We start from the raw sequence: 22,780 nt of genomic DNA, 5'->3' as shown, positions 1-22,780 counted from the left end.
TCTGGTTAATATTAATTGATTAAACCCAAATTATAGCTGAAGCTATAATTTGCCCTACGAGCCGACGAAAAGCAAGTTTTGTCGGGATTTTTGCCCTAAAAAACTTTGTTTTCATCAGGGTAAAAAAAACCTTGACACCATTATGGTCGTCAAGGAGTTGCATACGTTTAAGATAAAATTCTATCTTAATTATCCCTTGGCAACATTACTTGCCCAGGTTCTTTGGGTATGATCTCAGTCTTGATTCCGATACTTCGGGTCAAAACACCCCTTTGAGATATTGTGCAAAGTTATAAAGATTTTATCATATAGCAAAAATAAGGAAGATGATTTTTGTATTGATATCATTAGTGTCCGATAAAATATTTTAAAGTGGGATTTCCAATACAGGATTTCCCACTTTTTTATATCTTCATCTTTCGCAAAAAAAAAGAGATATGAACAAAAGTAAAAATTTCAGCGGTCAACCCATTATCAAACAGGTTTTAAATTTTATTTTACCCAACGATGTTTATCGGACAGCCGAAAAGCATAACAGCGACAGATACACTAAAAAGTTCACTACTTATGAGCATTTAGTTACTATGATTTTCACTGTCATTAGTGGTTGTAGCTCGCTTCGTGAAGTATCGAGTATTATGCTTGCTTGTGAAGGAAAAATCAACCATTTGGGGCTAAAAGATTTCCCAAAGCGAAGCACATTATCTGACGCCAACAGGAGAAGAAGCTCATCAGTATTTGCTGATATTTACCATTTACTCTATAAACGTTACCACCGATTTTTGTCGGACAGCAGAACTTATGAACCAGCTGTAAAAGACCTTAAAATTGTTGATTCATCAACTATAACACTCTTTAGTGACATTCTTAAAGGTGTAGGTAGAAACTCACTCAACGGCAAAAAGAAAGGTGGTATCAAGATGCACACTATGATAAATGCTATGGAAGATGTGCCCTGTCTGATAAAGTTCTCAAATGCTGCAACCCATGACCATACCTTTTTAAAGGATCTTGAACTCAAGAAAGGTTCTTATGTCGTCTTTGATAAAGGTTATGTGGATTATAAACAATACCAAAAATGGACCTTAGAGAATATTTACTTTGTGACCAGACAAAAAGACAATGCCCGTTATACAAGCCTTGAAGAGTTTGATATTCCCGACACGGTAGATGATGCTGTCCTAAAGGACGAAAAAATAGAACTCAAAGACAATGACGGTAAACCATTTTACCTTAGAAGAATAGCTTTTTGGTACGATAAACACCAAAAAGTTTATGAGTTCATTACCAACAATTATGAACTTCAGGCAGATAAAATTGCCGAGATCTACAAGAACAGGTGGCAAATCGAGACTATGTTCAAACGCCTTAAACAAAACTTCCCGCTAAAGTATTTTCTTGGAGATAATCAAAATGCCATCGAGATACAGATATGGGTCAGCTTAATCATACAACTAATAATGCTTGTCATTCAGAGAAAAGCAGAAAGAAAATGGGCATATTCTAATATGATGTCCGTGATACGATATCATTTAATGACCTATATTGATTTGTTCAAATTCCTTAAAAATCCAGAAGCGAAATGGGAAGATATTACAACAAAAAATATAGGTCAATTAAGCCTTTTTGACCCATAAGGAGGTTCTATTTTTAAAATACTAAAGCTACACAGTGAAATTAGGCGATACAAAAGATTTTTTTAGTAATTTAGATTTTTATCGGACAACAATGTATTGATATAGCAATATCTTTACTCATCATAAAATTCAAAATGAATCAAATTGTTATATGCAAATACCATTATTAAAAATTGCTTTTTATAATTAACAAATTAACGAATTGTTAATTTGGATTAACATTTTAGTCAATTATATTTGACATATATAAATTATATATTACTTTTATCATAAAATAATTGACTTATGAAAACATATTTATTTCCAAATTCAGTAAAGCTTTGGGCTTGGCTATTACTTTGTATTGGTATTATAGGCGGGATTTCTGTGACTGTGTTTGAATTTGAACCAGAAATATTTGACCTTAAAGTATTAAGCCTTTATAGTACAGATGATTTTTTTAGTCAAAACAATGGATTTTTCAAATGGATAGAACAAAATATATTTGATGATATTTGTGGTATATTCATCATTATTGGCGGTGTTATGCTTGGTTTTTCTAAAGAAAAAATAGAGGATGAGTTTATTATGCAACTGCGTTTGTCTTCTCTGGCTTTAGCGGTTTATGTGAATTATGGAATTTTGCTTTTAGCCTTTTTATTGGTACTCGGGTTTGATTTTTTTACGGTTATGGTTTATAATATGTTTACTTTGTTGTTGATTTTTATCATCATATTTCAAGTTAAATTGAAAACTGTGAAAGATGGAAGGTAATTTAAAAAATCACATTAAAGTTTGGCGAGCTAAAAACGATATGACGCAAGCCGATTTAGCCAAAAAAATTGGCAGTAGTCGCCAAGCAGTGCATGCTATTGAAAAAGGAAAATATATACCTTCTACGCTTTTGGCTTTAAAAATTGCTCAAGTATTTGAAACTTCGGTTGAAGAGGTGTTTGAAATTACAAGTGATTAAAAAATATTACTTTTTTTGAAAATCACAATATTTCTATCGCCTTTTTCTGAACCTCAACTTCACTCCTGATTTCCAAATAAGAAGTGTCTTTCATATTTTTAAAATTCAAAAACTCATATATTTTTCGCATCAAAGTTTATTCTATCTTTGTAAGACATAGGAATAAGTATGGCAAAGAAAAAAACCAAAATCATAAAAAAGCTCTTGCACCGTTATCGTTTGGTTATTCTCAATGAAGACACATTCGAAGAGCGAGTTTCTTTTAAAATCAATAGATTGTATGTCATTGCTTTGCTAATTTTGTCAACTATTGTCATCATAGCTCTGACCTCTGCACTAATTGCTTATACGCCGCTTAAATCTTATATTCCTGGATATACAACCACAGATTTTAAAACAGAAGCCACAAAACTGAATATACAAATTGACTCTTTACAACAAGTGGTAGAAACCAAAAATGCTTATTTCAATAGTTTAAGAATGGTGTTAAAAGGCGAAACTGATACTATCGTTTTTAATGAAAAAGATGTTGTTGAAACTCAACCTGCAACTGTGGATAAGTCAGAATTATTGCCGAGCAAAAAGGACTCTTTACTTAGAGCAGAAGTAGAACAAGAAGATAAATTTAATGTTTTTCAGCAAGCGGTATTTGAAGGTGATTTCACATTGTTTCCTCCAGTACAAGGTATCGTTTCTGATGGTTTTAATCCCAAGAGCAAACACTATGCAGTTGACATTGCAACAGACAAAAACCAATCGGTCAAATCAGTTGCTGATGGTCGTGTGATTTTTTCTGAATGGACAGCTGACACGGGTTACGTGATTATTATAGAGCACAAGTTTTCGCTGATTTCGGTTTATAAGCACAATGCTTCACTGCTCAAACAACAAGGTGATTTTGTAACCTCTGGCGAAGTTGTTGCTCTCACAGGTAATACTGGAGAACTTTCTACTGGTACGCATCTACATTTTGAATTGTGGAGTGATGGCAACCCGATTAACCCCGAAGAATTTATAAATTTTAATTGATGTCTTTAAAAACTTTTGCCGCAAGAATTTATGCCAAATGGACGCACCGACAAATTAGTCGTTGGGCTAACAATCCTATTGAAACACAACAAAAAGTGTTTAAAAATTTGATGGCTAAAGCCAAAGATACCGCCTTTGGTAAAGACCACAACTTTAAAAATATTCAAACCCCTAAAGATTTTGCAAATCAAGTACCGATTAGAGATTATGAGCGACTAAAACCTTACATTGACCGTGTGGTTGAAGCTGAAGAAAACGTATTATGGCCAGGTTTACCTTTGTATTTTGCAAAAACTTCTGGCACCACAAGCGGAGCAAAATATATTCCATTGACCAAAGAGTCTATGCCAACGCATATTCAAGTTGCAAGAAATGCAATATTGAGTTATATTGCTGAAACAGGCAACACCGCATTTGTCGATGGCAAAATGATTTTTCTGCAAGGAAGCCCAGAACTCACTGAAACCAATGGTATAAAAACTGGTCGATTGTCGGGAATTGTAGCCCACTTTGTGCCTTCATATCTTCAGAAAAACCGTTTACCCAGTTGGGAAGTCAATTGCATAGAAGATTGGGAAACCAAAATCAACGCTATTGTAAAAGAAACCATTCATCAAGATATGACAATCATAAGTGGCATACCGTCTTGGGTGCAAACTTATTTTGAAAAACTGAAAGACGCTTCGGGTAAACCTATAGGAGAATTATTTGAAAACCTTGAACTTTTTATCTATGGTGGTCTTAATTATGAGCCTTATCGCCCAAAGTTTGAAAAGCTTATTGGAAGAAAAGTTAACAGTATTGAGCTGTATCCAGCTTCAGAAGGCTTTTTTGCTTTTCAAGATCAACAGGATGATAAAGGAATGTTGCTACAACTCAACTCAGGGATGTTTTATGAATTTATAAAATCAGAAGAGTTTTTTGAAGACAATCCCAAAATTTATAGTTTAGACGAAGTTGAATTAAATCAAAATTACGTTTTAATTATTTCTACAAATGCAGGTTTATGGCGCTACAACATTGGAGATACCATTCAGTTCACAAGTCTAAAACCTTTTAAAATTATAGTATCAGGTAGAATTAAACATTTTATTTCAGCTTTTGGTGAACACGTCATTGGTAGCGAAGTAGAAAACGCGATGAAAACCGCTTGTCAACAACATCAATGTAGCATCAACGAATTTACAGTGGCGCCACAAGTCAATCCTGATAAAGGTTTGCCCTATCACGAATGGTGGATAGAATTTGATCAACCGCCAAAAGACCTCAATCAATTTGCTGAAACTATAGATCAATCTTTGATAGAACAAAACAATTATTACAAAGATTTGAGAAAAGGCAAAATGCTCAGATCTATTGTTATAAGAAGCTTGCCAGCGGAAAGTTTTAATGCTTATATGAAATCTATAGGAAAATTAGGCGGGCAAAATAAAATACCACGATTGTCAGACCATCGCAAAATTGCTGACCAACTATCAAAACTTTTAAAATCTTAACTAATGAAAAAAAATATCGATAACCATAGAAATCGTGCCCAAGAAAGCACAGCGACTATAGAACGGATTTACATCACAATGCGTCATTTGTTTATCCGTGGATTTTACAAACCTATGGGCGTTTCAGGAAAAACTTTAAGAGAATCTTTACTCACGTTGAGACCCGAAATATACGGTAGCATCGCCGAACCTAAAGTAGAATTAAACGGTTTACTTTATGTGATGGAAAGATTGCCTTTGGGCATCGAGCAATGTCGATATATCAATTTAACCAGTGATGAAGGTTATGCCAATTCTCATTTTAAAGCCATAATTCCCCATAAAAGACGTCGAAATTGTTATCGTATTGATGATGAGCAAATGAATATTGAAATTACACGTGGTCGAAGCGATATCTATGATGTGCTGACACATTTGACCTTCTTGGTTATTGAATCACATAAAATTATGGAAAACGTCATTATAGATGAAGGTAATAATTTGACAAGAGATTGGGATAAATTAAAAACCGCAGTTAAGAAATCTGAACTGTCACAAAAAGAAAAAGAAATATCCATAACACATACTGCCAATATTTTAGGACGAACATTTTTAGAAGTCAATGAAGTTTATTCACAATTTGCTACATTAGATGATGAGCATCGGTTCTTAAAAATTATATACTATTTAGGCAAACTCGCTCTTGAAGAATTTATAGAAAACGAAAAGCGTGTCATTACTTTTAGTCCAGTATTGAGAGAACGATTAGGACATCATATCCATGGCGAAATATGGGCAAACACAATCAAAAACACACTAAAAGAGAAAGGCTTATTAGAACGCGAATTACACATTATCAGTGCTAATATGCATTCGGTGATGAATACCTTATTTGCAAAATCGGCTTTAAAAGACTTTTGTAAATCTAAATCTGATTTAGAAATTTATGAAGCTTTAAGTAACAGTGAAAACCAAGAACTCAGGGACAAAGTCACGGCTTACGCTTTAAAAAACGGAATGACTTATATCGATGACCAAAGTGGAGCAAACATTGATGTGCAGATTTTTGATATGTCAAAAATGGAGCCATATAAAAATGATTCCGTTATTATTGTTATGGATTATGCTTTTGGTGAGCAAGCTTATGAAACTATGGATGAGTTGCTCAAACCTTTTAAAGCAAACTCTAAAAAACCACAATACTTAAACGTAGATTCTATTTCTATAATGGGAAAAGCAGGAATTTTGGAAGGTGCAAAAGGCGATATTATGATACCAAAAGCACATTTATTTGAAGGCACCGCAGACAACTACCCTTTTACCAATGAATTAAAATCAGAAGACATTAAAGGTAACGGTTTACGAGTATTTAGTGGAACGATGGTTTCCGTTTTGGGAACATCGCTTCAAAACCGCGACTTACTTAAGTTTTTTCACAACTCAACTTGGGATGTCATCGGTCTTGAAATGGAAGGTGCACATTACCAAAAAGCCATCCAAGTCGCATCACAATTACGGGGCAATATTAAACCCGACATCAAAGTGCGTTACGCCTATTATGCCAGCGATAATCCCTTAGAAACTGGAAGCACTTTAGCTTCTGGCGGTTTAGGCACAAGCGGTGTAAAACCAACGTATTTGATTACTGAAAAAATATTAGAACAGATTTTAAACTAAGCGGCAACTGCCACTTTATGCAGATATTGGTTTCATCTTGATTTGTCCACCAATAGCTTTTAGCACTTTCATTATGGTTTCAAATTGTGGTTTCGAACCTTCTGATAAGGCTTTGTATAGACTAGGTCTGCTCATTCCTGTTTTTTCAGCAATTTTAGACATGCCTATCGATTTTGCAACGTGTCCAATTGCCACAATCAAATCCGAACTGCCTCCTTCTTCAAGAGCTGTGTTTAGATATTCAACAACCATATCTTGGTTATCTAAATATTCTGCTATATCAAATTTTGTGGTTTTCATTTCAATTGTTTTTAATACTATTCCAAATGTTTTTAGCTCTTTCAATATCTTTTTGTTGAGAAGACTTATCTCCTCCAATTAAAAGAATTATAATTTTTGCTTCCTTTTGTTTGAAATATACTCGATAGGCTTTAGCATAATTAATCCGCATTTCACTAATACCATCGCCTACGGGCTTACAATCTCCAAAATGTTCATCTGTTTCAAGCTTTTGAATCCGAAAAAGTATTTTGGATTTTGCTCGAATATCTTTTAATTTTCTAATCCATTTATCAAATTCAGCTGTTTTCTCAATAAAAAACATCAACAATTGTATCTATTTAGATACAAAAATAAATGTTTTTATGAGTTTATAAAACAATATTCAATAAAATTTCTTCCTGAGTTAAAACTAAGCGGCAACTGCCATGGTTAAAAGGCTCAGTTTAACATTTTTCAATTTTGATAATTGAATAAAGCACGCTTCTGCAGTAGCACCAGTGGTGATAAGGTCATCTACAAGAACTAAATGTTTACCATCAAAGCTTTGATTTGTTTTAAGTTTGAAATTATGTTCAATTACTTCTGTCCGAGATATACGATTTTTAAAGACTTGTGTTCTTGAGTAGTGGTGTCGGTAAAGTATGTTATCATTGTATTCACAGTTTAAAACTTGACTAAGTGCCTTGGCATAATCTTCAACTTGATTATAACCGCGTTGACGTCTTCTTCTGGCATGAATGGGTACGGGAATAATAACATCAAAGTTTTGAAACCAAGCTTTTTGTTTAAGATTTTCGCCATGCCATAAACCTAAATAACGGCTGATTTGTTTCTGTTGTTTATATTTTAGCTGATGGATAAGTTTCTGGGTCTTGTTTCCTTTTTCAAAATACAATAAAGCATCGGCATAAGCCAGATGAACCCTACCTTTAAGTCTGTCGGTAATTAAATTATCTTGAGCATCTTTCCAATCACAAGTTGGAATGTCAAATCTACATTTTGTGCATAATAAATCTTCACGAGTATGCAAAGCGGACTCACAAGACATACAAATTTGTGGGAATAGTAAGTCGATTAAGCCTTTGAAAAGCATAAAATTAAAATCTTTTAATGTTGTTTTTAAAGCATTGTTATGTTTTTGAATCACTAATTTAGATAATATAAACAAAATATCCTTTCAGGCGACTAAATATTCTGTTATTTACGGCTTAGTCAATTACTAAAAGTCGGTACTATTTAACGTGAGTTCGATTTATTGAAATCTGTAAATCAGATGATTATATCTTTTTGTTAACAAATTTTGTCATTTCTAACGAAGAATGATAAGAAATCTCATCCTACTGAGATGTCTCGTCGCTCATGCTTCGCTCTATCGACATGACAAATGATTAAATATCTGTATTTTATTTGAATTTATATCGAACTCACGTCATTTATTTAAACAGTTTTGTGTATTCTTTAAATAAAAAAATTTTTCCTCTTTTTGCACCTGTAATTTCAGTTAATATATCTAATTTTTCAAGATCCCTAATTAGTTTATAGACAGAAGGTAAAGACAGACCCGTCAATTCTTTAGCTTTTTGTGCATCTACAACAGGTTTTTGGTAAAGATGATTTAAAATTAATTGTGCATTGTATGTTCGATTACCTAATGTTTGTATTTTAAATTCAACTTCTTTTTGTAACTTTAAAATACCATCAAAAGTATTAATTCCAATTTTTGCTGTTTCTATAATACCAACTAAAAAAAATTTAAACCATTGCCTTAAATCATTTTTTTCTCTAACTCTAGTTAGGTTGTCATAATATAGCATTCTGTTTCTTTCAAAAAAATCAGAAAGATAAAGAATAGGTTTTTTTAATATGTTTTTTTCAACCAAATACAACGTGATCATTAATCGACCAACCCTACCATTACCATCAAGAAACGGATGGATTGTTTCAAATTGATAATGTATTAAAGCTATTTTAAGTAAATCTGGAAAAAACGATTCGGTGTTGTGAGCAAACTTTTCTAAATCACTCATATATTCATTAACACTTGTATGAATTGGTGGAACAAAGGCGACGTCATTAATACTTGCTCCACCTATCCAATTTTGACTTTTTCTAAATTCTCCAGGTAATTTATGCTTTCCTCTTACACCTTGAAAAAGAATTTTATGAGTATCTCGTATTAATCTTGAAGAAAAAGGTAATTTCTCTAAACGCTTAATAGCAGAATTTAAAGCTTCTATGTAGTTTTGAACCTCTTCCCAATCATCTCTTTTTTCATCATCTACGTCTTTTTTGTCTAACAAAGCATCTTCTATGTTTGTTTTCGTTCCTTCAATTTTGCTTGATTGTGTTGCCTCTTTTAAGACGTGCATACTGATAAACAAATCAATATTTGGAATATATTCTGAATACATATCTAACCTTCCAAGCTGTCTGTCTGCTTGGCTCAAAAGGCTTATAACTTCCATATCTTCAACCGTAAATGCTTGATTTATTTTGTGAGGTTGAAAACTTTTATAAGTTCCTTGATTGACGTAATTACCTGCCTGGAAGTTTTTCATTTTAAACAAACATACGTCTTATTTAAGAATATTACAAAAAACTTAAATAGTAGGAAGTGATAATCAAGTATTGACTTAAAATGTTAATTAAAAAAATATTAATTTTAAATTTCTATACTGAAGTCATAAAATGGTAACAGCTGAATCCAGACATAATTCTTACTTTTTATCAAAGAATATATCTCTTTGAAGTCATACAATTAAAGCTCTAAAGCCTTTTTCACATCACCGCCCATCAGCAATTCTTCTGGATTTTCTAAAGCTTTTTTCACTTCAACAAGAAAGCCAACAGATTCTTTACCATCAATAATTCTGTGGTCATAAGATAAGGCGACAAACATGATTGGGCGTATTTTCACTTCACCATCAATAGCTACGGGACGTTCTACGATGTTGTGCATGCCTAAAATACCACTTTGCGGTGGATTGATAATTGGCGTTGAAAGCATTGAACCAAACACGCCTCCATTAGAAATAGTAAACGTGCCACCAGTCATTTCATCAACTGTGATTTTACCATCTCGAGCTCGCGTTGCAAGGTTTTTTACCTCTTGCTCAACACCTCTAAAACTCAAGTTTTCAGCATTTCTGATGACAGGAACCATTAAACCTTTTGGTCCAGAAACAGCAACACTGATATCTTTATAATCGTAAGTAATCATTTCTTTACCGTCAATCATACTGTTGACTGCTGGATATTCATCTAAAGCTCTAACAACTGCAAGAGTAAAAAACGACATAAAGCCTAGACTAACGCCGTGTTTTTCCTTAAATTCCTCTTTGTATTGTTTTCTAAGATCAAAAATAGGTTGCATATCAACTTCGTTAAAAGTCGTAAGCATTGCCGTTTCATTTTTTGCACTCACAAGACGTTCGGCAACTTTGCGTCTCAACATTGAAAGTTTTTTCTACTCTCACCGCGTTTGCCCTTACCTGGCATGCCCATAGCTGGTTTGGGCTGTGCTTTCACTGCGTCATCTTTTGTGATGCGTCCATCACGTCCAGTGCCTTTAACATCATTTGCAGGAATTTCTTTTTCGTCTAAAATTTTCTTGGTCGCAGGCGATGGTGAACCGCTAGCATAGGTGGTCTCTCCCGACCTCTCCGAAGGAGAGGAGCTTTTATGCTCTGACTCTTCTTTAGAAGGTTCTTGTTCTTTTTCCTCAGAGGGACTAGAAGAAGCCTGTTCTTCTCCTTTGGAGGAGCCAGAGGAGGCTTCAGGCTTTTTGGCATCGGTATCTATAAGGCAAACCACTTCGCCGACAGCTACAACATCGCCTTCTTCGGCTTTAAGGGTAATAATGCTGCTAGCTTCGGCTGGTAGTTCTAGGGTTGCTTTATCGCTATCGACTTCGGCTACAGCTTGGTCTTTTTCTACGTAATCGCCGTCTTTGACTAACCATTCTGCGATTTCAACTTCGCTGATGGATTCTCCTGGTGAAGGAACTTTCATTTCTAAAGCCATAATTTTTTTAGTTTCAAGTTAATAGTTTCAAGTTAAAAAGTTGTAAGTGACAAGTTTAAAATTATAATTTACAACTTTGACTTATTAATATTTATTACAAATTAAAATTATCTTTTGAAGCATCAAATACATAATTGATAACTTCTTGGTGTCTTTTTTCAAACCGTTTGGCACTACCTCTTGCTGGCGAACCGTAAAATCTTCGGCTACATACTCTAAATGTTCTTGCTTTTTCGTAATGCAAGACAAGATAGGAATAAGCTCCCATATTTCTTGGTTCTTCTTGTGCCCAAACTATATCTTCAGCAGAGCTGTATCGTTTTAAGACTTTTTCTATCGCTTTAATAGGAAGCGGAAAAAGTTGTTCAATACGAACTAAAGCAACGTCATTTCTGTTATCTTCCTCTTTTCGTTTTAGTAGGTCATAATAAAATTTACCACTACAAAAGACAACTGATTTTGTAGTTTTTGGTTTTGCATCGGCATCATCAATGAGTGTTTTAAATTCGCCTTTTGCCAAATCTTCTTTGGTTGAAACCACTTTAGGATGTCTCAACAAGCTTTTTGGCGTAAAGACAATAAGCGGTTTTCTGAATTTAGTTTTGAGTTGTCGTCTTAAAATATGGAATAAATTGGCAGGTGTTGTACAATTAGCCACATACATATTGTTTTTAGCACAAAGCTGAAGATAACGTTCCATACGGGCTGAAGAGTGCTCAGAGCCTTGACCTTCATAACCGTGAGGTAAAAGCATAACCAATCCGTTTTGGGTTTTCCACTTGTCTTCAGCCGATGAAATGTATTGGTCAATCATAATTTGAGCACCATTGCTGAAATCTCCAAACTGAGCTTCCCAAATAGTAAGCGTTTGTGGACTTGCCATAGCATATCCATAATCAAAACCGACAACGCCATATTCAGAAAGTAAAGAGTTGTAGATATAAAACTTAGACTTATCGTTGATGTTATTGTGCAAAACAATTTCTTCTTCACTGTCTTCCACTTTAATAACCGCATGGCGGTGAGAAAATGTGCCACGCTCTACATCTTGTCCGCTCATTCTGACGTCGTGACCTTCTTCTATAACCGAAGCATAAGCTAAAACTTCTGCCATGCCCCAATCTAAACTGTTTTTTTCAAAATACATTTGGTGACGTGTGTCAATAATCTTGGCTGTTTTTCTAAGAAACTTTTTCTCTTCAGGAAGTTTGGTGATGATTTCAGCAACTTTGTCAAGTTTTTTTAAATCATACGAAGTATCAACAGGCTCGAGCATTTTAGATTGGTCGGCATATTCTGCACCTTCCCATTCTTCTTGCATAATTGGTGTTACAAAGGCAGTATCTTCTTTTTTAGAATCAGCAAGTTTTTCTTCTAAGTCATTTTTATATTCTTCTTCTAATTTTTGAACATAATCATCATCAATAAACTTTTCTTCTTTAAGCTTTTTAGCGTAAATATCTCTAGGATTATCGTGTTTTGAAATAGCTTTATAAAGCTTAGGTTGTGTAAATCTGGGTTCATCGCCTTCGTTATGACCATATTTTCTATAACCCAATAAGTCGATAAAAACGTCTCTTTTAAATTTCATTCTAAACGCCAAAGCAAAATGCATAGCATGAACTACAGCTTCAACATCATCGGCATTGACGTGTAAAACAGGAGAAAGAGTTACTTTGCCAACATCAGTGCAATATGTAGATGAACGTCCGTCAAGATAATTGGTAGTAAACCCAATTTGATTATTAACGACAATATGAATTGTGCCTTGAGTTGTGTAACCTTCTAGTTTTGCCATCTGAACTACTTCATAAGCAATTCCTTGACCAGCAATAGCGACATCTCCATGCACCACAATAGGTAAAACATTTTGTTCTTCGCCAAGATGGTGATCGTCTTGCTTGGCTCTGGCAATTCCTTGCACTACAGCACCTACAGTTTCAAGATGCGAAGGATTTGGTGCAATGTTGAGGTTGATTTCTTGACCAGAATCGGTTTTACGCTTACACGTCCAACCGAGATGATATTTTACATCGCCATCAAAGACTTCTTGCTCGTAGTCTTTGCCTTCAAATTCGTTGAAAATGGCTTTAGGATCTTTACCAAAAATATTAGCCAAAGTGTTTAAACGGCCACGGTGAGCCATACCCATAACAAATTCTTTTACGCCTATGTCAGCGGCTTTCTCAATTAAAGTGTCAAGAGCTGGAATCAGGCTTTCGTTACCTTCAAGGGAAAAGCGTTTTTGACCTATAAAATTTTTATGTAAAAAACTTTCAAAGGTTACTGCTTGATTGAGTTTTTTGAGAATTTGTTTCTTTTCGTCACTACTAAACTGCGGTTGATTTTCGTTTTTATATATTCTATCTTGAATCCAAGAAACAATTTCTGGCTGTCTAATATAAACGTATTCAATACCTATAGCATCACAGAATACGTTTTCTAAAAATTCAATAATTCTTCTTAAGCTTGCTTTGCCTATACCGATAATTTCACCTGCGTTAAACTCTTTATCTAAATCACTTTCAGAAAGGTCAAAGTTTTCAATGTCAAGTTTTGGACGATAAGTTCTTCGCTCTCTAACGGGGTTGGTTTTGGTAAACAAGTGTCCACGTGTTCGGTAGCCATCAATAAGTCTGATAACTTGAAATTCTTTATGAATACTTTCAGAGCCTTTGACGTGACCATTTTCTTTAAAGCTGATTTCTTGTTGTTGCTCATCGGATACAGACACTTCTTCTACGGTATCTTTGCCAAAATCAAAGCCTTGAAAAAATGCTTTCCAACTTGGCTCAATGCTGTCGGGGTATTTTAAATATTTTTGATAAAGTTCATCAAGTTGTTGTGGATGAATACTGTTTAAAAAGGAAAATGGATCCATATATGTTTAGGATTTATACCGCAAATTTAAGAATTTAACTCTAATGCAGTAAGGTTTTTTAACGAACACTTATGCTAAATATTCATTTTTTATAAGTCATACAAGGTTTAGACTTCACGTTGCATTAATTCTTGTGCAAAATTTATAAGTTTTTGCTTTTTGTTTTCAGATAAAATCAATTGATCTAAAGACTTCAGTGCCTTGTGTTTGTGTTTTTCTATCTGTTGGTTTGAAAGTGATTTAACATCGTATTGGTCATAAATTTGTTTAACAGTTTCTATTTTAGCTTTAGTGTTTTTTGGACTTATGCTAAATAAATGTTTCAACTGATTATGATCATCTTCAGAAGAAATTTCAAGAGCTTTTAAATAGAGAAAAGTTTTTTTGTTTGCAATGATGTCTCCACCAATTTGTTTACCAAAAGTTTTTGGGTCGCCATAAACATCGAGTAAATCGTCTTGAATTTGAAAAGCTATACCTAAATTGAGACCAAAATTATAGATATAATCTTGATTTTCAATATTTGTACCAGCAATGATAGCACCCATTTTAAAAGCACAAGCTACCAAAACAGCGGTTTTTAGACGTATCATTTCAAGATAATTTTCTATGCTGACTTCTTGCAAGTTTTCAAAATCCATATCGTATTGCTGACCTGAGCAAACTTCTTGAGCTGTTTTGGAAAAAAGTTTTACTAAGGCATAAAAACTGTGTTGGTCATAATCTTCAAAACATTGATAGGCCCAAATGAGCATAGCATCGCCAGATAGTATAGCCGTGTTGACATCCCATTTTTCGTGAACTGTGGGGCGTTGGCGTCTCAACGGGGCGTCGTCCATAATATCATCATGAACGAGCGAGAAATTATGAAAAACTTCTACTGCCATAGTCGCACTATATGCAGTCTCAACATTACCCTCAAACAAATCTGTTGTCATCAAAACTAAAGCTGGTCTGATGCGTTTGCCTCCGAGATTTAAAATATAATTAACTGGCTCAAAAAGACTTGAAGGTGCTTGATTATTACATTTTCGGGTTAAATAAGCATTAAAAACTTCTGTGTATTTTGTTATGCTTTCCATCAAAAAAAATAAAGTTTAAAACTGCTAAAATAGAACCTGAAAATTAAATATTTGGTTAAAAAGATGTAAAATTTAAATTGTCTAATTAATTTTTTAGAAACAATTATTTAGTTAATTTTGTTTCGTATGAATATTCAATTTCACATCAAAAATCTCTTATATCGCCACGACTGCGTTATTGTTGGTGGTTTAGGTGGTTTTGTTACCCAAAAGCAAACGGCTAAAATTGAAGATGGTTATTTTTTACCACCAAGAAAAAGGCTGACATTTAATCAAAATCTTAAAGAAAGTAGTGATGCTTTGCTTGCCAATCAAATCGCGAAAGAAGAAAAGGTGTCATTTCAAATTGCCCAACAAAAAATTAAAGTTTTTAGCCAAAAAATTTTAGAGACTTTAGAGGACGAAGCAGATATTTATCTCAAAGATTTAGGACATTTTAAATTGAATGCTGATCGTAAATTGGTATTTGAACCAGACACTAAATTAGATTGGCTCATTGAAGCTTATGGCTTGCCTAAGTTTAAAGTTGACGAGATAACCATTGCACAAAATAAAGTTGCTAAAACTAAACCTGTTGAACCTATTTCATCACCTGATGTAAAAACGCTTAACGAAGTTCAGTCGAGAAGATCCAACTATTGGAAATATCTTGCTATAGGAATTGTGGCTATAGGTATATCTGGCTTAGTAGGTTCACAAATCTATCAAAAAGAAATCAAAGCATATAATCTTGTTCAGCAAGAAAAAGCAAAACACTTGATAGATCAAAAAATTCAAGAAAGCAGTTTTTTAGTCTCAAAGCCATTAAAGGCTTTGTCTGTAGAAGTCGAGTCTAAAAAAACAGGCAAATATCATATTGTTGGTGGTGCTTTTAGGATAAGAGCCAATGCCGATAAAAAAATTAAACAACTCAAAAAGCAAGGTTTTGATGCTAAGTATATTGGTGCCAACAAATATGGTTTACATCAAGTGGTTTATGCCAGCTTTGATGATAAGCTTAAAGCCTTAAAAAAACTTAGGCAAATCAAATCCCAAAACAATCCTTATGCTTGGCTTTATGTTAAAGAACTTTAAGATTGGTTTAATGCACTAAACCTTATCTTTGCAAAAAAAAAGTTGATGGATATTAAACACCCTAAGGATTCAAAAACAGAACTTACGGATTTGGTTTTACCAAGCGAAACCAATCCCATTAATAATTTATTTGGTGGAGAACTTCTCGCAAGAATGGATAGAGTCGCAAGTATAGTCATGAGAAGACACTCCCGAAGAATTGTTGTTACAGCTTCAGTAAACCACGTTGCATTCAACAAAGCCATTCCTCTTGGTAGCGTGGTTACGGTGCAAGCAAAAGTATCAAGAGCTTTTAAAACCTCTATGGAAATCTATTTGGATGTATGGACCGAAGACAGAGAAAGTGGACGCCGATTGAAAGCCAACGAAGCTATTTATACCTTTGTAGCCGTTGATGATATGGGCAATCCCGTAACTGTTCCAAAAATAGAGCCAGAAACAGAACTTGAAAAAGAACGTTATGAAGGTGCTTTGAGGCGAAAACAACTCAGTTTGGTATTAGCTAGAAAAATGAAACCACACGACGCCACAGAGCTTAAAGCACTTTTTGATTAAACCTATTTAAAAAATACTATTATGTACACCGCTATTCAAATTCTTCATTCTTATTGGGCTTACTTAGTATTGCTTATCGTAATATTAGCCACTTTTAACGCTATTGTTAAACTTACTACTAAACAACCTTTTGTTGCCCACGATTTTAGGATATCATTGTTTGCTCTTATTGTCATGCATTTGCAACTTCTTATTGGCTTAGTATTGTATTTTGTTTCTCCTTATTTTTCTGCATTTTCAGATGAAGGTATGAGTAGCATTATGAAAAATGAAACCTTGCGTTTATATCTCATCGAACACCCAATAACGATGATTTTGGTCATCGTTTTTGTCACTATAGGTTATTCTAAACATAAAAAGAAACTCTCATCAAATAAAAAATTTAAAACGATTTCTATTTTTTATACCATTGCACTGCTACTTCTTTTGTCAAGAATTCCTTGGCAAGCGTGGTTTTAAGTTAAGCGGTTAACATTAATACATTTGTTTTTAGCTGTTTTTAGCTCGGATCCATAAAGACATGAATTTTGTGCTTTGGTGATAATGATGTTTAAGCAACTGACCTACAATGTTGTGATGCCTTAAATGCCTTAAATTTTTAAGACTTTCATCTATTTTCATTTTAAAATCATTTTTAAAATCAGATAGATTGAAATTTTCTTTTAATATTTGAAAACCATGTTTTTGCTTTATATTCCAAAGCTTTTCATCAGTATATAAATTTACTGAACTTTTGATAAAAGCTTCGTCGTTATCTTCAACGAATCCTGGCCAATCTTTATGACTGCAAATGCCTTCTGCTCCAATATAAGTCGTTACAGATGGTGTGCCAGCTTGCATGCTATCAAGACATTTGCCTTTTAATCCAGCTCCAAAACGCAAAGGAGCTAACATAACTTTATATTTTTTTAAAGTGGTTATAGCTTCTGAGGTTCGACCTTTTACCATTATGCCTTTGTTCTCATTGTGAATTTGCTCTACACTCTTAGGGCAATATGCTCCGTAGATATGCCATTCAGCATTGGGTAAAACACGTTTGATTTCTGGTCAAAGTTGCTGATGTAAAAAATGAACCATATCAAAATTAGGCTTGTGTCTAAAATTGCCAATACTCACAAAATTTTGCCGATCTTTAAAACCTGGACTTTGTTTTTGAATTTCTTCTTTTGTTTGATATACAAATGGTAAATAGAATAACAATTGCTTAGGAATATTGTAATTTTCAACTAAAATTCGAATTTCTTCTTTTGAAATCATCAATGTTAAATCACACCTGTATATTGCGACCAATTCTCGTTTGGCTTTATCGTTTAAAACTAAATCAGATTGGGTTCTGACAGGCTTTTTTAAACTCTGCTCACGCATATCTCTTAAAAAATGTAAATCTTCTGTATCTAAAATTTTTAAAGCTTTTGGACATTGTTCATCGACAACCCAACCAAACTGTTCTTCTGTAAAAAACCGATCAAACAAGACAATATCAGGTTGAATTTTTTTTAAAATTAACTCAAAACTTTCATCGTTTAGTTTAATAAAATGACAATCTATAGACCACTGCTCAAGTTTAAAAGACAAATTGTTTTTAGGGCTGGAATATGCAAAATTAATATTGTAGCCATAAGACCTAAAGAGATCTATAATTTGAAGCATTCTAACACCGGCGACAGTAGAAAGAGGTTCAGGAATTTGTGTGCTGATAATTAATATATTCAAGGCGAGTAAATTTTAAGAATTAATTAAAGAATATGTAGGTTAAAACTACTAATTTTAAAACTTAAATCTTAAGTATGCCGAATAAAAAGCTTTCACCAAATTTATGGATAGATAATTATGCAAATTATTTATTCAATTATGCGATTACACGTGTAAATGATTCAGATATTGCTAAAGATTTAATTTCTGAAACTTTTCTTGCTGGCTTAAAATCTAAAGACAATTTTAAAGGCGACTCAACCGAACGCACTTGGTTGGTGTCTATTTTGAAACATAAAATTATTGATCACTATCGAAAAATAAACTCTAAAAAAGGTAAAGCTGAAGTCAGGATGGATTACGTTTCTGAAGATCAAGAAAGTAATTGGATAGAAGAACGCGTACCTGATCAGTCTGATATGACTGCAGAAGATGATTTTGAAAACAGTGAGTTAGGTTTAGCCATAGAAAATTGCCTTGAACATATCAATGAAAAACAAGCCCAAATCTTTAGGATGAAAACCGTTCAAGAATACGATACTGAAGCCATTTGTAATGTCTTTGATATTACGCCATCTAATCTATGGGTAATTATTCATAGAGCTAGAAAGTCTTTGGCAGACTGTTTGGATAGGAATTGGTTTAAAAATTAAAAAACAAAATAATAAATGAGTCAAGAATATATAAAAGAAGAAAACATCCCTAAATCTTGTCAACAAATAGCACATTACAGCGACAAACTGCAATACGGCGAAGCCAGTTTTTGGGAAAAATTAAAACTTAAAATACATATTTCATATTGTGAGCGATGCAGGAAATACAATGCTAAAAATGGTTTGTTGACTAATCTTTTTAAGAAAAAAGACTATGAGGTTTTAGATGTTAAAGATTTAGAAGAAATTAAACAAAAAGTCAATTCTAACAATTAAACTAGCCCGCCATTAATCGTGAATTCATTAACTTTGCAAAAACTATAAACAATATTGTGCTTTATGTTTAAAATTTACCTTGCTTTTTTGTCTTTTATAATGGTTTTTAGTTGTCAAGATAACAGCTCTACAACAGAAATAAACCCTATTAAAGAATCCCAAATTGCAAAAACTCCAGTAGAAAAAAAAATAAAAGCCTTTGGGTTTACGCTTAATGATTTTGAAGTTGTAAACGATACCGTAGCAAAAGGTGATTTTTTTGGCTCTATTATGGATAAACATGGTATAACTCCAAATGAAGTTTATAAAATCACACATAGTATTTCCGATACTATTTTTAATTTTAAACGCATCAATGTCGGCAAACCCTATACGATTTTAAAAACAAAAGATAGTCTATCAAAACCTTATGCTTTTATTTATGAAAACAACAAAATAGACTATACCAAAGTTTTTCTAAGCGATAGCATTTATGCTGAAAAATCCAAAAAACCTGTGACTATTAAAACTAAAACGGCTTCAGGTGTTATCAATTCTTCTTTGTCTCTAACAATTGATGAAGCCGGTTTAGATTATATGTTGACTAATCGTTTGGCTGACATCTATCAATGGACAATCGACTTTTTTAGAATTCAACCTGGCGATCGATTTAAAATTGTTTATAAAGAAAAATACATAAATGACAGTATTTACGCTGGAATAGAAAGTGTTGATGCCGCGGTTTTTGTGCATGATGATAAGCCATATTATGCTTTTGAATTTGAAGTTGATTCAATTACAGGCAGAACTGAGTATTTTGATGAGAGTGCTAAAACTTTAAGACGATTTTTCTTAAAAGCACCCGTTCAATATTCACGCATTTCGTCTCGATATAGTCCAAGGCGATTTCATCCCGTCCAAAAACGTTGGAAAGCCCATAAAGGAACAGATTATGCTGCTTCTCGCGGAACACCTATTTGGTCCACAGCCGACGGTGTTGTCATTAAATCAAGCTATACAAGAGGTAATGGAAATTATGTTAAAATAAAACACACCAACAAATACACTACACAGTATTTACACATGAGTAAACGTGCTGTCAAAGTGGGTCAACGCGTTAAACAAGGTGAAATAATTGGCTATGTTGGCAGTACAGGTTTAGCCACTGGACCACATGTTTGTTATAGATTTTGGGTTTACGGTAGCCAAGTTGATCCTTACAAACAAGACTTGCCAGACGCAAAACCAATGCCTGAAAGCTTGAAACCAAAATATTTCAACTATATTGAAAATCTCAAAAAACAACTCGATTATAATTTCTTACAGGAAAACCGACAAAGTATAGCCAATTTAAAATAAATTCCAATTTATACTGGCTAGGGTGTAAATCAAAACAACTATTTTAAAGACTTTGCTCCTTCAATCACTTTTTGTTTCAGCTGTTCTTTATAATCTTCAACTTTTTTGCGGATATCCGCTTGCGTTGCACCGAGAATTTGTGCGGCGAGAATGCCTGCATTTTTGGCTCCATCTAAAGCAACTGTAGCCACAGGAACACCACTGGGCATTTGCAAAATAGACAACACCGAATCCCATCCGTCAATTGAATTTGAGGACTTGACAGGAACACCTATCACAGGCAAAGCCGTAACCGAAGCAATCATTCCTGGCAAATGGGCTGCACCACCGGCTCCAGCGATGATTACACCTATATTTCTGTTTACGGCAGATTTGCCATATTCCATCAATTTTTCTGGGGTGCGATGAGCCGATACAATATCGACCTCTACTGGAATTTCAAAAGATTTTAAAATATCTATGGCGCCTTGCATCACTGGCAAATCGCTTGTGCTTCCCATAATTATAGCTACGGTTTTCATGATTCAATGATTTATTTCTTAAAAGTCATGCTGAATTCGTTTCAGCATCAATATGTTTTTCACCTTGTCTATGCTGTCCCAACATTTCAGGATGTTTCAGCATCAACGCTTTAAACCTTTTCGTTTATGCTTAATTACCGCAAAAATACCAATAAAGATGATAAAAAAATAAGCGATCCGTGCAATATAATCACCGTGCTTAACGTAAAACGTCTTTTTAGTCATCAAAGGAATTTCAGCTTTTAGGCTAATTCTTGTGTTATAAACCGACTGAGACATCACTTCACCTAAGGGATTGATAAAGCCAGAGATTCCTGTATTAGCACTTCTTGCCACGCTTCGACGTGTTTCTACAGCTCGTAATTTAGCATAAGAAAAATGCTGTTTGTGACCTTGGGTTTCGCCCCACCAAGCATCGTTGGTGATGATGCCTAAAATTGTTGCTCCGTTGTTTATATATCCAGTTACAAATTCGCCATAAACGGATTCATAACAAATTATTGGAGCGACTTTAATTTGCTCATCAGCTTTAAATACAGAACGATTTTTTTGGGTAGTTTTCATCGCCACGGTTCCACCTAAATCTAACATAATATCACCCAAAAGTGGCTTGAGAAGTCCTTGATAAGGAAAGTTTTCTACACCAACTACCAATTTTGATTTGTGATAAAATTCTATAGGTTGATCAGCTTTTGCAAAAAACGCTGAGTTGTAGTCATTAAACCAAATGCCTTTTCTCAAGAAATTGGTTTGGGTTTTGATTTGAGATGAATCACGGATGATTTCATACATCGAAATTCCACTAATTAAAGACGATTGAGGAAATTGATTTGTGACTTGTTGAGAAAATTGATATGCTGGACTTGCATTAAACTGCTGTAATCTTGTACCATCAGCAAATACCGTTTCTGGTGCTAATATAACAGTGTTATGGAAAGGTTTTTGTTGTTCAATGAGCTCAAATAAATTTTGAGCAACTTGTGGGTCTTTGGTGTTGTATTTTTCAGAATAAGGATCAATATTGGGCTGTAAAACTACCACTTCTGCAGTTTTTTCAAAGTTGGTGTATTGCGTTTTTATGATATAAGATAAAGCGATTGGTATGCCCAAAAGTAAAATAAGTGAAGCTAAAAATTTAGTTTTATGCAAACGGTTTTGTCGCCATTTGAGATAAGCAATGAAAAGCAAGAGATTAATAATCCAAATCCATAACGTACCACCAAAAGTACCTGTGTATTCATACCACTGAATCCAGTTGATGTTGTCTGAAAACACATTACCAAGGTTGAGCCAAAGTCAGGAAAATTCCCAGTGTAGATGTAGTTTTTCAAATCCAATCCACAAAGCGATTAGAAACACCAAGGCATTACGGTTTGAAGTGCGTTTGGCAATAAATTGATAAATTGTAAACACCAAAGCCATCAAAGCCGAATTGACCAAAACAGCAAACCACATCCCAAATGCAGTAGAATAATACAACCAAAAAGTAGTCGTGATATTAAAAATAAAAAAAGTAATGTAAGCTGAAATAAAACTTTTAAGTAAAAGTCGTTTAGGTTTTTCCATCCGCAATTGATAAAACACAATCAACAACGGCACAAAACCCAAAAATATAAAAGGGGAAAACCCATAA

The 22,780-nt window shown here is 33.9% G+C and carries 21 protein-coding genes and 3 pseudogenes; 12 read left to right on the top strand and 12 right to left on the bottom strand.

From position 1 onward, the window contains the following. Positions 1 to 437: 437 nt before the first annotated feature. The 6 genes from IGB25_RS11750 (at position 438) to IGB25_RS11725 (ending at position 6,770) form a co-directional block, all read left to right on the top strand. The gene (locus IGB25_RS11750; protein ID WP_211064494.1) at positions 438 to 1,637 is read left to right on the top strand and encodes an IS4 family transposase; all 1,200 of its coding nucleotides are present in this window, start codon (positions 438 to 440) and stop codon (positions 1,635 to 1,637) included. 285 nt (positions 1,638 to 1,922) lie between these two features. Next, entirely contained in the window at positions 1,923 to 2,390 is a 468-nt protein-coding gene (locus tag IGB25_RS11745; protein WP_211065168.1) for a hypothetical protein, read from the top strand. After that, positions 2,380 to 2,589 carry a helix-turn-helix transcriptional regulator gene (locus IGB25_RS11740; protein ID WP_211065167.1) on the top strand — a complete coding sequence of 70 codons (210 nt, stop codon included), beginning with the start codon at positions 2,380 to 2,382 and terminating at the stop codon, positions 2,587 to 2,589. Before IGB25_RS11745 ends, IGB25_RS11740 begins: the two co-directional genes overlap by 11 nt. Positions 2,590 to 2,757: 168 nt before the next feature. Continuing rightward, on the top strand, positions 2,758 to 3,618 hold the full coding sequence (locus tag IGB25_RS11735; protein ID WP_211065166.1) for a M23 family metallopeptidase: 861 nt from the start codon (positions 2,758 to 2,760) through the stop codon (positions 3,616 to 3,618). Then, positions 3,618 to 5,114, top strand: a complete 1,497-nt coding sequence (locus IGB25_RS11730) for a GH3 auxin-responsive promoter family protein (RefSeq protein WP_211065165.1) — start codon at positions 3,618 to 3,620, stop codon at positions 5,112 to 5,114. Before IGB25_RS11735 ends, IGB25_RS11730 begins: the two co-directional genes overlap by 1 nt. A 3-nt stretch (positions 5,115 to 5,117) precedes the next feature. Next, on the top strand, positions 5,118 to 6,770 hold the full coding sequence (locus IGB25_RS11725; protein WP_211065164.1) for a hypothetical protein: 1,653 nt from the start codon (positions 5,118 to 5,120) through the stop codon (positions 6,768 to 6,770). 15 nt (positions 6,771 to 6,785) lie between these two features. Here IGB25_RS11725 and IGB25_RS11720 read toward each other — a convergent pair whose 3' ends face one another. From IGB25_RS11720 to IGB25_RS11690, 7 genes and pseudogenes are all read right to left on the bottom strand, one after another. Continuing rightward, positions 6,786 to 7,070, bottom strand: a complete 285-nt coding sequence (locus tag IGB25_RS11720) for an addiction module antidote protein (RefSeq protein WP_211065163.1) — start codon at positions 7,068 to 7,070, stop codon at positions 6,786 to 6,788. Between the two features lies 1 nt (position 7,071). Continuing rightward, the gene (locus IGB25_RS11715) at positions 7,072 to 7,374 is read right to left on the bottom strand and encodes a type II toxin-antitoxin system RelE/ParE family toxin (RefSeq protein WP_211065162.1); all 303 of its coding nucleotides are present in this window, start codon (positions 7,372 to 7,374) and stop codon (positions 7,072 to 7,074) included. Positions 7,375 to 7,461: 87 nt separating this feature from the next. Beyond that, complete coding sequence (locus tag IGB25_RS11710) at positions 7,462 to 8,199, bottom strand: ComF family protein (RefSeq protein ID WP_211065161.1); 738 nt, start codon at positions 8,197 to 8,199, stop codon at positions 7,462 to 7,464. Between the two features lie 286 nt (positions 8,200 to 8,485). Continuing rightward, positions 8,486 to 9,610: a Fic family protein gene (locus IGB25_RS11705; RefSeq protein WP_211065160.1), complete on the bottom strand. Its 1,125-nt coding sequence runs from the start codon at positions 9,608 to 9,610 to the stop codon at positions 8,486 to 8,488. A 200-nt stretch (positions 9,611 to 9,810) separates the two neighbouring features. After that, positions 9,811 to 11,075, bottom strand: a pseudogene (gene odhB, locus IGB25_RS11700) (2-oxoglutarate dehydrogenase complex dihydrolipoyllysine-residue succinyltransferase). 94 nt (positions 11,076 to 11,169) lie between these two features. Beyond that, positions 11,170 to 13,956: a 2-oxoglutarate dehydrogenase E1 component gene (locus IGB25_RS11695; protein WP_211065159.1), complete on the bottom strand. Its 2,787-nt coding sequence runs from the start codon at positions 13,954 to 13,956 to the stop codon at positions 11,170 to 11,172. Positions 13,957 to 14,063: 107 nt separating this feature from the next. Next, a complete protein-coding gene (locus IGB25_RS11690; RefSeq protein ID WP_211065158.1) occupies positions 14,064 to 15,038 on the bottom strand; it encodes a polyprenyl synthetase family protein in 975 nt (324 codons plus the stop codon). 126 nt (positions 15,039 to 15,164) lie between these two features. Here IGB25_RS11690 and IGB25_RS11685 point away from each other — a divergent pair, with 126 nt between their 5' ends. From IGB25_RS11685 to IGB25_RS11675, 3 genes are read left to right on the top strand one after another with little or no spacing between them, the layout of a single operon-like run. Next, on the top strand, positions 15,165 to 16,112 hold the full coding sequence (locus IGB25_RS11685; RefSeq protein ID WP_211065157.1) for an HU family DNA-binding protein: 948 nt from the start codon (positions 15,165 to 15,167) through the stop codon (positions 16,110 to 16,112). A gap of 45 nt (positions 16,113 to 16,157) precedes the next feature. Then, on the top strand, positions 16,158 to 16,667 hold the full coding sequence (locus tag IGB25_RS11680; protein ID WP_211065156.1) for an acyl-CoA thioesterase: 510 nt from the start codon (positions 16,158 to 16,160) through the stop codon (positions 16,665 to 16,667). Between the two features lie 21 nt (positions 16,668 to 16,688). Next, positions 16,689 to 17,126, top strand: coding sequence for a hypothetical protein (locus IGB25_RS11675; RefSeq protein ID WP_211065155.1), 438 nt, complete (start codon positions 16,689 to 16,691; stop codon positions 17,124 to 17,126). A 30-nt stretch (positions 17,127 to 17,156) separates the two neighbouring features. Here the strand turns inward: IGB25_RS11675 and IGB25_RS11670 are convergent, their stop codons facing one another. Next, a complete protein-coding gene (locus IGB25_RS11670) occupies positions 17,157 to 17,708 on the bottom strand; it encodes a glycosyltransferase family 4 protein (protein WP_211066909.1) in 552 nt (183 codons plus the stop codon). A 6-nt stretch (positions 17,709 to 17,714) separates the two neighbouring features. Then, positions 17,715 to 18,380 (bottom strand): hypothetical protein, encoded by a 666-nt coding sequence (locus IGB25_RS11665; RefSeq protein ID WP_211065154.1) that lies wholly within the window; start codon positions 18,378 to 18,380, stop codon positions 17,715 to 17,717. Positions 18,381 to 18,454: 74 nt separating this feature from the next. On the opposite strand from IGB25_RS11665, the gene IGB25_RS11660 reads away from it, so the two are divergent. The 3 genes from IGB25_RS11660 to IGB25_RS11650 all read left to right on the top strand — a co-directional run bounded on the left by IGB25_RS11660 (position 18,455) and on the right by IGB25_RS11650 (position 20,626). After that, positions 18,455 to 19,012 carry a sigma-70 family RNA polymerase sigma factor gene (locus IGB25_RS11660; RefSeq protein WP_211065153.1) on the top strand — a complete coding sequence of 186 codons (558 nt, stop codon included), beginning with the start codon at positions 18,455 to 18,457 and terminating at the stop codon, positions 19,010 to 19,012. 15 nt (positions 19,013 to 19,027) lie between these two features. Beyond that, the gene (locus IGB25_RS11655; protein ID WP_211065152.1) at positions 19,028 to 19,288 is read left to right on the top strand and encodes a hypothetical protein; all 261 of its coding nucleotides are present in this window, start codon (positions 19,028 to 19,030) and stop codon (positions 19,286 to 19,288) included. 63 nt (positions 19,289 to 19,351) lie between these two features. After that, the gene (locus tag IGB25_RS11650; RefSeq protein WP_211065151.1) at positions 19,352 to 20,626 is read left to right on the top strand and encodes a peptidoglycan DD-metalloendopeptidase family protein; all 1,275 of its coding nucleotides are present in this window, start codon (positions 19,352 to 19,354) and stop codon (positions 20,624 to 20,626) included. 38 nt (positions 20,627 to 20,664) lie between these two features. Here IGB25_RS11650 and purE read toward each other — a convergent pair whose 3' ends face one another. From purE to IGB25_RS15680, 3 genes and pseudogenes are all read right to left on the bottom strand, one after another. Beyond that, entirely contained in the window at positions 20,665 to 21,147 is a 483-nt protein-coding gene (gene purE / locus IGB25_RS11645; protein ID WP_211065150.1) for a 5-(carboxyamino)imidazole ribonucleotide mutase, read from the bottom strand. Positions 21,148 to 21,249: 102 nt separating this feature from the next. After that, positions 21,250 to 22,428: pseudogene (gene lnt / locus IGB25_RS11640) on the bottom strand (apolipoprotein N-acyltransferase); the annotation flags it as partial. A 15-nt stretch (positions 22,429 to 22,443) separates the two neighbouring features. Continuing rightward, positions 22,444 to 22,773, bottom strand: a pseudogene (locus IGB25_RS15680) (apolipoprotein N-acyltransferase); the annotation flags it as partial. Positions 22,774 to 22,780 lie beyond the last annotated feature (7 nt).

Source organism: Flavobacterium sp. CS20, assembly GCF_018080005.1.
Classification (GTDB): domain Bacteria; phylum Bacteroidota; class Bacteroidia; order Flavobacteriales; family Flavobacteriaceae; genus Psychroflexus.
The sequence above is the reverse complement of the archived record's forward strand: the minus strand, read 5'-3'. Positions and strand labels throughout refer to the sequence as shown.